This window comes from Dehalococcoidales bacterium, assembly GCA_035529395.1.
Taxonomy (GTDB): Bacteria; Chloroflexota; Dehalococcoidia; order Dehalococcoidales; family Fen-1064; genus DUES01.
In genome coordinates this window covers 1-13,111 of the sequence record DATKWT010000097.1, presented here as the reverse complement: position 1 = coordinate 13,111, position 13,111 = coordinate 1, and the positions used below count along the sequence as shown (strand labels likewise).

The 13,111-nt window shown below is 53.7% G+C and carries 11 protein-coding genes; 9 read left to right on the top strand and 2 right to left on the bottom strand.

Annotated features, from left to right (window positions below; translation table 11 throughout):
• From VMW13_06405 to VMW13_06395, 3 genes are all read left to right on the top strand, one after another.
• A partial coding sequence (locus VMW13_06405; protein HUV44444.1) for a transposase occupies positions 1–252 on the top strand: 252 nt, incomplete at its 5' end.
• 41 nt (positions 253–293) lie between these two features.
• Positions 294–1,223: an IS3 family transposase gene (locus VMW13_06400; GenBank protein HUV44443.1), complete on the top strand. Its 930-nt coding sequence runs from the start codon at positions 294–296 to the stop codon at positions 1,221–1,223.
• Positions 1,224–1,308: 85 nt separating this feature from the next.
• Entirely contained in the window at positions 1,309–1,683 is a 375-nt protein-coding gene (locus VMW13_06395; GenBank protein ID HUV44442.1) for a bifunctional nuclease domain-containing protein, read from the top strand.
• Between the two features lie 171 nt (positions 1,684–1,854).
• On the opposite strand, the gene VMW13_06390 is transcribed toward VMW13_06395, so the two are convergent.
• The gene (locus tag VMW13_06390) at positions 1,855–2,169 is read right to left on the bottom strand and encodes a DUF4870 domain-containing protein (GenBank protein HUV44441.1); all 315 of its coding nucleotides are present in this window, start codon (positions 2,167–2,169) and stop codon (positions 1,855–1,857) included.
• Between the two features lie 287 nt (positions 2,170–2,456).
• The gene (locus VMW13_06385; GenBank protein ID HUV44440.1) at positions 2,457–4,034 is read right to left on the bottom strand and encodes a tetratricopeptide repeat protein; all 1,578 of its coding nucleotides are present in this window, start codon (positions 4,032–4,034) and stop codon (positions 2,457–2,459) included.
• Positions 4,035–4,566: 532 nt separating this feature from the next.
• Here VMW13_06385 and VMW13_06380 point away from each other — a divergent pair.
• From VMW13_06380 to VMW13_06355, 6 genes are all read left to right on the top strand, one after another.
• Positions 4,567–5,460 carry a methylenetetrahydrofolate reductase gene (locus tag VMW13_06380; GenBank protein ID HUV44439.1) on the top strand — a complete coding sequence of 298 codons (894 nt, stop codon included), beginning with the start codon at positions 4,567–4,569 and terminating at the stop codon, positions 5,458–5,460.
• Positions 5,461–5,546: 86 nt separating this feature from the next.
• A complete protein-coding gene (locus VMW13_06375; GenBank protein ID HUV44438.1) occupies positions 5,547–6,119 on the top strand; it encodes a 4Fe-4S dicluster domain-containing protein in 573 nt (190 codons plus the stop codon).
• Positions 6,119–6,976, top strand: coding sequence for a CoB--CoM heterodisulfide reductase iron-sulfur subunit B family protein (locus VMW13_06370; GenBank protein ID HUV44437.1), 858 nt, complete (start codon positions 6,119–6,121; stop codon positions 6,974–6,976). Before VMW13_06375 ends, VMW13_06370 begins: the two co-directional genes overlap by 1 nt.
• Positions 6,977–6,989: 13 nt before the next feature.
• Entirely contained in the window at positions 6,990–11,456 is a 4,467-nt protein-coding gene (locus tag VMW13_06365) for an FAD-dependent oxidoreductase (GenBank protein ID HUV44436.1), read from the top strand.
• Positions 11,457–11,475: 19 nt separating this feature from the next.
• Entirely contained in the window at positions 11,476–11,904 is a 429-nt protein-coding gene (locus VMW13_06360; GenBank protein ID HUV44435.1) for a hydrogenase iron-sulfur subunit, read from the top strand.
• Positions 11,901–12,587 (top strand): methylenetetrahydrofolate reductase C-terminal domain-containing protein, encoded by a 687-nt coding sequence (locus tag VMW13_06355; protein HUV44434.1) that lies wholly within the window; start codon positions 11,901–11,903, stop codon positions 12,585–12,587. Before VMW13_06360 ends, VMW13_06355 begins: the two co-directional genes overlap by 4 nt.
• Positions 12,588–13,111 lie beyond the last annotated feature (524 nt).

Genomic DNA, 13,111 nt, shown 5'->3' with positions numbered 1-13,111 from the left:
GTAAGGGATCTCTGCCGCAGGGAAGGGATAAAGCCGGGAGCTTTTTACGCCTGGACCAAGGACTTCATGGAGGCTGGGAAGGAACGGTTAACACGGGATACCGTCAGGGATGCCACTCGCCAGGAGATCGAGCAGATAAAGCGGGAGAACACCGATCTCAAGCACTTGGTGGCTGACCTCTCCCTGGAAGTTTACCGTCTTAAAAAAACGGCTATTCCACCGGTGGAGGGCTACAACGGCGACGCCACATGAGCGCCGGGGGCAAAGCTGTAATCCTGGCCAAGGTGGAAACCGTGGCCAGACGTAAGCGTCAGGCACTATCGGAACTGGGGATAGCCAGGAGCACATACTACCGTTGGCGCCAGGGACAGTGCCATGGTCTGGAGTCCCACTCAAGATACAAGGGAAGACCGTGGAACCGGATCACTCCGGAAGAAGAAGACAGGATACTGGCGATAGCCCGGGAGTCTCCTGAGCTCAGCAGCCGGCAACTGGCTGTTTGGATCACAGACAACGCTGGCTTTGCCGTATCCGAATCAACAGTTTACCGCATTCTAAGAAGGGAAGGGCTGGTGAAACGGCTGGAGGTGCAGCTCGTGGCGGGGAAGGAATACCATACCAAGACCAAGGGGCCACACCAGATGTGGGCTACCGACGCTTCCTACTTCCGGGTGGTTGGATGGGGCTACTATTACCTGGTGACTGTGATGGACGACTACTCCCGGTTCATCCTGGCCTGGAAGCTGCAGAAAGACATGTCGGCTAACTCCCTTATTGAAGTGATCCAGGAAGCAGTGGACGCTACCGGCATGACCGATGTGCCTGTCGAGGATCGCACCAGGCTGCTCTCGGACAACGGGGCGGGCTACGTCTCCAGGACCTTCCGGGACTACCTGCTACTGGTGGGCATCAGCCATATCCTGGCAGCACCCTACCATCCCCAGACCAACGGGAAACTGGAGCGTTATCACCAGAGCATCAAGCGGGAGGTGAACCAGATCCCTTATGAACTCCCTGGCCAACTTGAGAGGGCAATTGCTGACTTCGTCGACTACTATAACTACCACCGTTACCACAAGGCACTCGGCAACGTGACGCCTGCCGATGTCTTGTATGGCAGAAAGGAGCAGATCCTGCAACGCCGAAAGGAGGTGCAAATACAAACGATTAATCGCCGCAGAGACTACAACCGAGACCTCAGGGAGCTTGTTAATGCCGTCTGATTATGCCAAAGTGTTCGGTTTAAAAAGTGTCCCATTTCGCTGATTGACAACAAAGGTTACTATTGATTCGGTGAGACGCAACCTGTTGAGTGATGAGTGGTCCCTGATTCTAAAAGAGAATGGGGCTGAACGCTATCTCCCTATCTACATGGGTCCATATCAGGCTGACATCATCCGAAGAGAGTTGATTCCTCCCAAGTCAGGACATTCTGACCTTCCCTTGGAAACCCTCGATGCAGCGGCTGGCATCGACGTTAGATTTACCCGACTGGAGTCAGTAGTAATCAATCGTCTCGAGGATAATGTGTTCCATGCCGAGTTGATGGTTGTCTTTCAGAATAGCCGCCAAGAGGTTAAGTGTCCGCTTCCTCAGGCGGTCGCTATTGGCATCAGGACACATGCACCCATCTTCGTTGACGACCGAGTGCTAGAGCAAGCTGCCTTTTCTACCGGCGTATGAATCAAACACACTATTATCCTACAAAACGGGCGGTTGGTTAGGAAACGACGGCACATTACGTAGCCCTGCACAATAAGATGTTTTGTTAGCCGTGGTTATTGCATAACAATCACAGAAGCTTACGTCGTAATTGTATACCGAGGGGTTCGTCCCAACAGCTTATGAAGCTAATTAGCCAGCCCATTTCTCTGCTAGATTACCCGCCCAGGGTATCTTGTATTTTGTTCCCTGATAGGCCTTAACCATAAGTACAACCCAGAGTATGAAGCTGATCGCTGGCACAAGCCAGCCAACGAAGGGCACAAAACTGAGGATGATACCAGCAACGGTGACAATACCAAACACGATAATCGACTGCGTAGCGTGGAAGCGAACAAACTTGTTATCCTGCTCAATCAGGAGGAATATAATCCCGGTTATCCATCCCAAAACATAGCACAGCAATCCTGCAATGTTCTCATCCAATCCAGTAGAAGTCTTTTCCATATGATTGTACCTCCCTGAGTGTACTATTGAATGTACTATTCGAGACAAATATATACCACAGTTTGTCAAGAGTCAACAGCGTTAGTGTAATTACTCCTACTATATCTCACTTCCCCTCGCAACTGCTGTAACTATGTGCTGCACGGACAGGGATTCATAATGCAATGCAACATTCTGGCTTATTGTGCAAGTCTAAGACTTTGGGCTAAAAATGAATGTTTGACAGAGCACCCGTATATAAGCACCGAGATTTGTATTGCGACGGGAACTTCGAGCTTGAGCATAACCTATCTCTTGCCTCGAGTTACTGCCTTCACCCACTCCAACACACCAGGGATGCCAAGCCACACATCTGCGAATTCGGCAACATATGATGCAGCTTCATCCTCATCGCCAAAACCAATTCGATTCGGAAGAGCACGGGGCAATCTTCTCTGCCCAAGCAAGTAAGGAACAACGTGGGGATTATACTGCATCGCTTGCCGGAGTTGTTTATTCGATTCTTGACCGGTACCGTGCTGGATAAAGGCGATTAACGCCCGCGTGAAAAACCAGTCTGCTGAGTATTCGTCTGGATACTGCCCGAGCAACTCCTTGGCAGCGTTGATGTCATTTGTCTCCATCAAGCAGATCAGCAGTTTGTAACGAACACCCTGGTTATCGTTGGGATTCAATCGCAGTATGTCCCGATAGTGCTCCATGGCAGCATCATGCTCACCAAGAGAGTAGAGACAATCAGCCAGCCCTTCACGAGCCCGCATGTATGGTCGTGTCTCAATTATGCCCCAGAAATTACCCGCCTCTTTGGTAAATACCTCAGGTCCCAAAGCACGCTCGCCTGCGTCCATACCTCTCCGATACCAATCTCGCGCCTGCTCGATTGTTTCAGCAGCCTCTTCCGCTAAAAGTACATAGGCATCGGCACAATTATCGCATACCTTGAGGGATTCCATCGCCAGATGTATTCGCTCCTTTTTCTCTGTGCTTTCCAATGCCTGATAAATAAGTTCCTGTGCCTCTTCCAATGGAGTCTCAGGGTTTAATTGGGGAATGCGACCTACTCCGGAAAATTGTTTAAGATAGGCATTCATCTCGTCAGCGGACTGGAAATTTTGGTTTGCCATCAGCTTTTGAATAGATAGTAAATTACGCTCCATCAATCTCCGATCAGGAAGCGATATCGGTTTACTGGTTGCCCCACAGCATTTCTTGTATTTCTTCCCACTGTCGCAGGGACATGGGTCGTTTCTTCCAATCTTAACCTTCGACTTAGATGCAACATCATCTTCAGCCAAGTATTTCAACGCGTCGTTGGTCCCCTCAAGGTCAAACTCTTCAGGGTTAAAGTCCCCACCGAGCCACTCCCTCATTTCATCGTATTCTTCATGGGTGGGGTCAGAGAAGAGTTCTAACAGACGCGCATAACCCCAGACTCCGCCACAATCTTCTGGCGGACAGGCACGTCTCCCTGTCATACAAACCAGATAACTCACCCCAGCTTGCGCCGGCAGAATTTTCTCCACCACGATCTGGTGTTCCCAACCATCACCAAAATCGTATTCGTAGATAAACTTGCTTTTCCCCATGGGCACCACCCTGCTCAGTTTGGTGGTCCTGGAGTTCCTCCTTGCCAGACCATGTAACTTATCCTTTGGGTGAGGTTCGCCATATTGCTCGCCTTCAATGTCAAAACGATACAGATGCGAGTTAGTCCAGCCCATCGCTACCTGCACAGTTAGGTGCAGGTTATGCAAGCTGATGTCGCCAGGCACCTGGAGACGCCTCCAGATCGGTGGTTTACTTCCCTTTAGCGTCACCTTGATCTGATAGCTCACATCATTCTCTGGTTGCACTGGGGTTGCCATTTTGTCTCCTTCCTGAGGTCGGATGTCCGATCTTACCAAATCGTCGGTTCAATCAGTCACAATTTCAGCACCGGGCATAATGCTCCATGTCAATCGTTGCTGATATAACCGATCGATTAAATATAGTATATTGCAAGATGACAGAGTGAACAAATTGACGATTTGTTACCTGGTAGATACAGGGGTGCCCTTATTGAGTCATCACCTCACGCCCGGGTACCAGGCACGAGAATCCGTGACTCCCTTTACAGAATCGTGGTGACCGACCACATCAGAGGTAGCACAAGGTATGGAGTGAACCAATGTAGGACTCCGTACTGGAGATTGACAGACAGGTGTCATGGAAGTACTATGTTGCTAGCGACGCTGAGGAGCATGGCGCCTCATCGTGGGTTGAAATGGGAAACCCCAGATACAATCGACTCAAGGAGCTGTGGCGTCTCGATAGGATGAGCATGATACTGACGCCAAAAGACTATAGTAAGATTCGACCGCCCGAAAACCTGGAGCCTGCGATAATGCAGGCTCTTGAGTGGAGAGAGAAGGAGGCTTCTACATAATGAACATCGCCCAGTTGGCAGAGCAAGGGAAGTTCATCATCACTACTGAAATCGGCCCGCCAAAGGGTGTTGATATAAAGGAAATGCTCGAAATCGCCGAACTGATGCGCGGTAGAGTTGACGCATTGAACGTCACCGACCAGCAGAGTTCCGTAATGAGACTGGGTTCGTTACCCGTCTGCCGTCTTCTCAAGGAGAGCGGTCTGGAACCCATCTTCCAGATGACCTGCCGGGACCGTAATCGCATCGCTCTCCAGTCAGACCTACTCGGTGCCTACACGTTGGGAATTACTAATGTCCTCTGCCTCACCGGTGATTCTGTTTCTTTGGGTGACCACCCTCAGGCGAAGCCAGTGTTTGACCTCGATTCTGTGTCGCTGCTGTGTGCTGCCAGGCAATTGGAAGGAGGGAAAGACCTTTCCGGGAACGATCTTGAAGGAGCGCCCGAGTTCTGTCTCGGTGCTGTGGTCTCACCCGAATCCGAGCCCCTGGAACCTCAGTTAATCAAGATGGAGAAAAAGGTCAAGGCCGGAGCGCAGTTCTTCCAGACCCAGGCGGTATACGACACGAGGAAGCTCGAGGAGTTCATGAAGGCCGTAGCCCCGCTGAATGTGCCGGTAATGGTGGGTATTGTACTCCTCAGGTCGGCCGGTATGGCGCGGTTTATGAACAAGTCCATTGCCGGAATTCACGTCCCCGACGAGCTCATCGAGGAGATGGAAAAGACCGAGAAACGGGCTAAAACAAGCGTTGAGATTGCCGCTCGACTTATCAACGAGATGAAAGGCCTCTGTCAAGGGGTGCATATTATGGCTATCGGCTGGGAAAAGAGAGTACCGGAAGTCCTTGAGGCCGCCGGGCTTTAGGCCGAGGCAGGAGAAGAAGCCGCTTTGGTCACCGCAGGCTGGGCATCTGCCCGCTGATGTGACCGGCGATTAGGCGAGGTAGGAACGTGTCGATTGCGCAATTGCCCCAGGAAATTATACCCAACCCGTCGCAGCGAAAGATGGTTGAGGAGCTGAGTGGGGAACGGATATCCGTCTGTTTCCAGTGTGAGAAGTGCACAAATGGATGTCCGGTAACCTTCGCCATGGACCTTGTCCCTCACATTGCAATACGCCTCCTTCACCTTGGTCTGGTCGACGAAGTCCTTCGCAGCGATACCATATGGGTCTGCGCCTCTTGCGAGACCTGCGCGACGAGATGCCCCAACAACATTAACATTACCCGTGTCATGGACACTCTCAGACAGTTGGCACAGCGTGAGGGAGTCAAACCGTCACAGAGAAACGTCCCTCTATTCCACTCTGCCTTCCTCTCTTCTATTCGGAGACACGGCCGGGTACATGAAACTGAGATGGCAGTAGACTTTACCCTCAGGAGTGAGGGGATTCGCGGCCTTCTCAAACAGGTCAGCACCGGCCTGGCGATGTTCACCCGCGGAAAGATTAAGCTCTTGCCTCCCAGGCTACGAGGAAAACGTCAGATAAAAGATATGTTTAAGAAAGCGGGGGTGACAGGATAGTGGTAGAAGTTTCATACTATCCGGGATGCTCCCTTCATGGTATCGCCAGGGAGTACAACGAGTCCACCGAGGCAGTCTCCGAGAAACTCGGGGTCAATCTGGCGGAACTGGAGGACTGGAACTGCTGCGGAGCTTCCTCTGCCCACGCAACCAGTAATGAGTTAGCTCTGGCATTACCCGAGCGGAACCTCAGGCTGGCCGGCCAGGTGGGAATGGACCTCGTCGTCCCCTGTGCTGCCTGCTATTCAAGGCTGAGAGCGGCAGAGAAAGAGCTACTGGCCGATACGACCACAGAAGGGGCTGCCGATAAATACCAGGGCGGCTTTCAGGTCAAGCACCTCGCCGATTTCTTCTGGGAAGACGTTGGCGAAGACGTGATATTACCAGAAGTAACCAGACCGCTCGCGGGTCTTAGCGTTGTCTGTTACTACGGCTGCCTCATCACCAGGCCCCCCAGAGTCACCGATGTCACCGACCCGGACAACCCGGAATCAATGGACAACCTGATGAAAACAGTGGGTGCGGATGTCCGGGATTGGTCATACAAGACGGACTGTTGCGGGGCAGGCCATGTCCTCACCCTGCCCCGGGTAGCCCAACAGATGATACAGAAGCTCCTGGATATGGCTCAGGAGGCCGGAGCGGATTGCATCGTTTCCGGGTGCCCGATGTGCCAGTCCAACCTGGACAGGGCTCAGGAAGATATCTCGCGAGAGACAGGTAAGAAATATGGCGTCCCCATCCTTTATTTCACGGAGTTAATGGGACTGGCGTTCGGACACCCCTCGGCCGGGAAATGGTTCTCAAGACACATAGTGGACCCCAGACCACTGCTCAAGCAGAAGGGCTTGCTCTGAGAGAGGTGCAGTATTGAGTAACAACGGTAGCAAAGAGAAGTCCGACCAGCAGAAAGTCGGTGCTGTGATGGTCGTCGGCGGAGGCATCTGCGGTATGCAGTCCGCCCTGGACCTGGCCAACTCCGGTTTCAAGGTCTACCTTGTAGAAGAGACCACCGCCATTGGTGGCAGGATGTCACAACTCGACAAGACCTTCCCGACAAACGACTGCTCAATGTGCATGATATCCCCCAAGCTGATTGAGGTCGACAAGCACCTCAACATAGAGATTCTCTCAAACTCCCAGGTGCAGTCGCTGGAAGGAGAAGCCGGCGATTTTCAGGTAAAGGTGCTCAAGCGACCGCTCTATATCGACATTGAAAAGTGCAGCTCTTGTGGTGACTGCCTTGAGGCATGCCCGGTAGACCTGATAGATGACTTCGAGCAGGGCCTGACCACCCGTAAGGCCGTCCACAAGCGCTATCCCCAGGCCATCCCCAGTGCCATGTTTATCAGTAAGGCGGCCAGACCACCCTGCAAGCTTAGCTGCCCCGCCGGTTGTAACGGCCAGGGGTACGTGGCCCTTATCTCAAAGGGCAAGTACTTAGAAGCCCTGGACCATATTAAACAATGGATACCATTGCCGGCGGTACTGGGTAGAATCTGCCACCACCCCTGCGAACAAAACTGTAACCGTAACGAGGTTGATGAGCCGGTAGGTATAGCCCCGCTGAAACGGTTTGCCGCCGATATCGTCAGGCAGAAACGAAATTCAGGTGAAATTCCACCCGAAGAAAAACCCGTAATTGACACCTCGAAGCCCATGGTGGCCGTCGTTGGCGCCGGGCCTTCGGGACTTACCTGTGCCCACGACCTGGTCAAGCTGGGCTACCCGGTTACCATCTTCGAGGCAAGCTCCCTTCCCGGCGGGCAGCTTCAATCGGCCATCCCCAAGTACCGGCTTCCCAAGGATATCCTGGCCGCCGATATCGAGGACATTATCAGCACGGGAATTGAGCTGAGACTCAATACCCCGATAAACGACAACTTCTCATTGAAAGACGTGAAAGCGCAGGGCTACCAGTCCATCTACCTGGCAATCGGGGCTCAGCTAAGCCGCAGCCTGCCGATACCGGGAGTGGACCTGCCGCAGGTCACGCTTGCCCTTGACTTCCTGCGAGACGTCAACGAGGACAAAGAAGTCAGCCTCGGTAAGCGGGTAGTCGTCGTCGGTGGCGGCAATGTAGCGATGGACGTCGCTCGAACGGCACGCCGGCTCGGAGCCTCTGAGGTTACGGCTGTTTGCCTTGAGTCACCGGAGGAAATGCCGGCACACTCCTGGGAGATAGAAGAAGCCGAGGAAGAGGGTACCCGGATTGTCAACCGCTGGGGTCCCAGGCAGATTCTTGGCAAGGACGGCCATGTGACCGGAGTCGAGTTCGAGAAGTGCACCTCGGTATTCGATGATGAGGGAAAATTCAGCCCGACCTACGACCACGATATCACCACTGAAATCGACTGCGACACCGTGATTATCGCCATCGGACAGGCCACCGAGCTGTCGGTTCTACCCAAAGAGACCGGTGTCACAACCAGCCGGGGCGGCTGGCTCTCCGTAGACCAGATGACACTGGCCACTAATGAGGAAGGTGTCTTTGCCGGTGGTGACGGCGTCACCGGGCCGAAATCGGCCGTCGAGGCAATCCAGCACGGTCATGAAGCCGCCATCTCCATAGACCGCTATCTCAACGGGATTGACCTCCACGAGAACCGGGACCACAAGGAACAGGAGCCAGCACCGATTCCAACCGGCAAGCACGAGAAGAAGAAAAGGACCGTTGCCAGCAGGATACCCCTGGAGCGGAGGGCATCCAGTTTCGATGAGATTGATGCCACCTTCACCGAGGAGGAAGCCCTGGCGGAGGCCGAACGGTGCCTTGACTGTGGCTTGTGCAGCGAGTGTCTCCAGTGCGTCGCCGCTTGCCAGGCCAAAGCCATCGAGCATGAGCAGACAGAGCAGGAGGTCGAGCTTCAAGTCGGTTCTGTAATCCTGGCTCCCGGCTTTGAACCGTTCGATGCCGCCATTAAGAGCGAGTATGGTTATGGTCGCATGTCTAATGTTGTCACCGCCATGGAATTCGAGCGCATCCTGTCTGCCTCGGGTCCATACCAGGGTCAGGTGCAACGTCCATCCGACAGCAAGCACCCGGTGAAAGTTGCCTGGATACAGTGCGTCGGTTCGAGGGATGAGACCTGCGACCGAGAATACTGCTCTTCGGTCTGCTGCATGTACGCTACCAAGGAGGCGATAATCGCCCGCGAACATGACAGCACCATCCAACCCACGATATTCTACAATGACCTCAGGGCCTATGGTAAGGGTTTCGAGAGATACTATGAGTCAGCCAAGAACAGGTTTGGCATACGTTATGTAAGGGGTATCCCTTCCGGAGTCAAAGAGTTACAGCAGAGCAAGAACTTACTCATAGAGTCTGTTGGTGAGGATGGCCAGAAAGTACCGGAAGAGTTCGATATGGTCGTGCTGTCGGTGGGATTGCAGCCATCGGCAAGTACCCGGGACCTGGCCGATACGCTGGGGATTGAGCTGGACAGGTTCGGGTTCTGCCTCACCGATAACTTCAACCCGAATGCCACCTCGCGTGACGGCATCTATGTTGCTGGCGCGTTTGACGCCCCGATGGATATCCCTGAATCAGTGATGAGCGCCAGCAGTGCCGCCTGCCTTGCCTCGGAAGGCATCGCCGGGGCGCGTGGCACGCTGGTGACGGAGAAGGAATATCCCCCGGAGCAAGATACGAAAGGACAGGAGCCGCGTATCGGCGTCTTTGTCTGCCGCTGCGGTTCCAATATCGCCCGGGTGGTTGATGTCCCTGGTGTAGCGGAATACGCTGCCACACTGCCATTCGTGGTGCATGCTGAGGAAAACCTCTACACCTGCTCCGCCGATACACAGCGAAAGATAGTCGCCGCCATTGAAGAGAACGAGCTTAACCGTGTCGTCGTTGCCTCCTGCAGTCCACGCACGCACGAGCCGCTATTCCAGGACACGATACGTGAGGGTTGCCTTAACAAGTACCTCTTTGAGATGGCTAATATCCGTGACCAGTGCTCCTGGGTGCACGCTCTGCACATGCCGGAAGCCACCGACAAGGCCAAAGACCTGGTACAGATGGCAGTTGCCCGCGCTGTTACTCTTGAGCCGTTATACCAATCACAAGCTGAAGTGAAGCGAAGGGCACTGGTCATCGGCGGTGGCCTGGCGGGAATGACGGCCGCTGTGGAATTCGCCCGGCAGGGGTACGATTCGGTACTGATTGAGAGAGAAAACGAGTTGGGTGGCAATTTGCGGAACATTCACTATGTCCATGGTAGCTCCGAATCACCGCAGGCACTGCTGTCTTCACTGGTAGACCAGGTAGAGAATGAGTCGAAGATAACCGTCTACAAGGGCGCAAACATCCGGAGTTTCTCCGGATATGTCGGGAACTACGTAACAGAAATCACCACCGCCTCCGGTGATATCACCGAGTTAGAACACGGCGTGGTCGTCCTTGCCACCGGCGCCACCGAGTACAAGCCCACCGAATATCTGTACGGTCAGTCCGGCCGCGTGCTGACGCAGCTCGAACTTGAGGGCAGGATTGCCGGGAGCGACGAGGGCATCCGGAACGCGCGCTCAGTGGTAATGATACAGTGCGTTGGCTCGCGTGAAGAAGGGCACATGTACTGTAGTCGCATCTGTTGCACCCAGGCAGTCTCCAACGCCATCAAACTGAAAGAGGAGAACCCTGATATCGAGGTCTGCGTCCTCTACCGGGATATTCGAACCTACGGAATGAACGAACTCCTCTACCGCCAGGCGCGGGAGATGGGAGTAACCTTCATCCGCTACGACGTGGACAGGAAGCCCGAAGTCACCGAGGACCAGGGAAAATTAACGGTACGAGTTTTTGATTCAGTTCTGGGGACCAACATCCTGCTGGAGCCGGATTACCTTACCCTGAGCACTGCAATACGGCCCTACGACGACGCCGAGGAACTCGCCAGCAGACTAAAGCTGCCGCTCACGCAGGACAGGTTCTTCATGGAAGCACACATGAAACTGCGGCCACTGGACTTTGTCAACGACGGGATGTACCTCTGCGGACTTGCTCACTCGCCCAAGACCGTTTCGGAGTCTATCACACAGGCAAGGGGCGCCGTGTCACGAGCGGTAACCATCCTCTCGCAGGCCTACCTCATGGTGGGCGGCGTTGTCTCCGTGGTGGAACAGGACAAGTGTGTTGGCTGCCTGACCTGTGTCCGCTCTTGTCCATTCGATGTGCCGAAGATAAACGCCGACGGTGTTGCCGAAATCGAAGCGGCTGCCTGCCAGGGTTGCGGCATCTGCGCCAGTATGTGCCCGCGTAAAGCAATCAAACTACAGCACTACTCAGATGAACAGGTCATGGCCAAGACGGCCGTGTTGAGCACTGCATAACTGCGAAAAGGAGACAGACATGGCAGAGGTTTATGAACCGAAGGTAGTCGCTTTCTGCTGCCACTACTGCGCCTACTCGGCAGCCGACCTTGCCGGCTCGATGCGCCTTGAGTACTCCCCCAACGTGCGGGTGGTCAAGCTGATGTGCACCGGCAAGGTAGACGCACTCCACCTGCTGCGAGCCTTTGAAGACGGAGTCGATGCCGCCTTCGTCGCCGGCTGAGAGGAAGGCGATTGCCATTTCCTGGAAGGAAATCTGAGGGCTAAAAAACAAGTAAAGCATGCTAAGGAACTCCTCAAAGAGGTCGGGATGGAGCCGGAGCGAATCGAGATGTTCAACATCGGTGCCTCCGATGCGCCGAAGTTTGCTGCCGCCTGTGATGAGATGACAGAAAGGGCGATACGTCTCGGCCCCAATCCTCTGAGAAAGGAGAAGGTGGGAGTATGATAGTTGCCGAAAGAAAACCGTTCGAAGAAATCAAGGAGAAGACAGCCAGCTACAAGAAGCTGCTAATCTTGGGCTGTGGTACCTGCGTCAGCGTCTGCCACGCCGGTGGCGAAAAAGAGGTCGGGCTGCTGGCAAGCCAGCTCAGAATGGCGCGAAAAGTGGACGGCAACGAAATCGAGATTGGTGAAGCCACCGTGCAACGGCAGTGTGACGAGGAATATATCCTGCCGATACTGGAGATGGCCAGGGAATACGATGCCGTTCTCTCTATGGGCTGCGGCGCCGGGGTGCAGTTCGTCGCCGAAATGCTGGTGCCGGAACCGGTAATTCCGGCGCTGAACACGCGCTTCATCGGCGTAACCACGGCCGAGGGTAACTGGTCGGAGAAGTGCCGCGCCTGCGGTAATTGCCTGCTGGCCGACTACGGAGGTATCTGCCCGATAACGATGTGCGCCAAGAGCCTTGTCAACGGTCCCTGTGGCGGCTACAAGGATGGTAAGTGCGAGACGAGTAATGAGCGGGATTGTGCCTGGGTAATGATTTACGAGCGCCTGAAGAAGATGGGCCGGCTGGACAGCATGCGCGAGATATCGGACCTCAAGGACTACAGTGCCCAGAGCCATCCGGCACGGTATGTGAACGAAGCCTATACCAAGGCCGAAATAACCGAGCCCCAGGACTAGTGAAGCCCCGGGGAACCACCATGGGGGAGCAACTTTGCTCCCCCATTCTTTTTCCGACTTCTGTAAGCAATTTGTTGGGTCAAAGCGGGCACTTTTATGGGTCTTATCGGTAACTCAGGTTACAGCACACACCCACATCTGCATATGCATGTACAGAACAAGCCAACCTCCGACCTTGACGGAAAGATGACTTATACCTTCCGTTTTACAGAAATGTATAGGAAGAGGCTGATATTCTGGGAAGAAGTTAGCGATGGCTATTTGTTAAGGAATGACAAGTTCAGTGACAAAAGCTAATATATATGGTCGGCATAATAATAAATATAGTGCATTTGGCGGGAAGTGCCAGTTTAAGGGGATTCACCTCAATAAGTTAGTAATATTTATCGGCCGTTGACATTACTCCCGCAAGATTTGGCAAAGATCGTATTGTTTTTGCAGGTATGTCATCTGATTGACATTTCACAGAAGCTCGTTTTGTCTAACGTGGCTTTAAGAATATACTCCTATGCTTCTCAGCAACT

What these genes read in the sequence shown, in the direction of transcription:
- VMW13_06390 (HUV44441.1), bottom strand. Translation starts at nt 2,169, where the DNA reads ATGGAAAAGACTTCTACTGGATTGGATGAGAACATTGCAGGATTGCTG.
- VMW13_06385 (HUV44440.1), bottom strand. Translation starts at nt 4,034, where the DNA reads ATGGCAACCCCAGTGCAACCAGAGAATGATGTGAGCTATCAGATCAAG.
- VMW13_06355 (HUV44434.1), top strand. Translation starts at nt 11,901, where the DNA reads ATGATAGTTGCCGAAAGAAAACCGTTCGAAGAAATCAAGGAGAAGACA.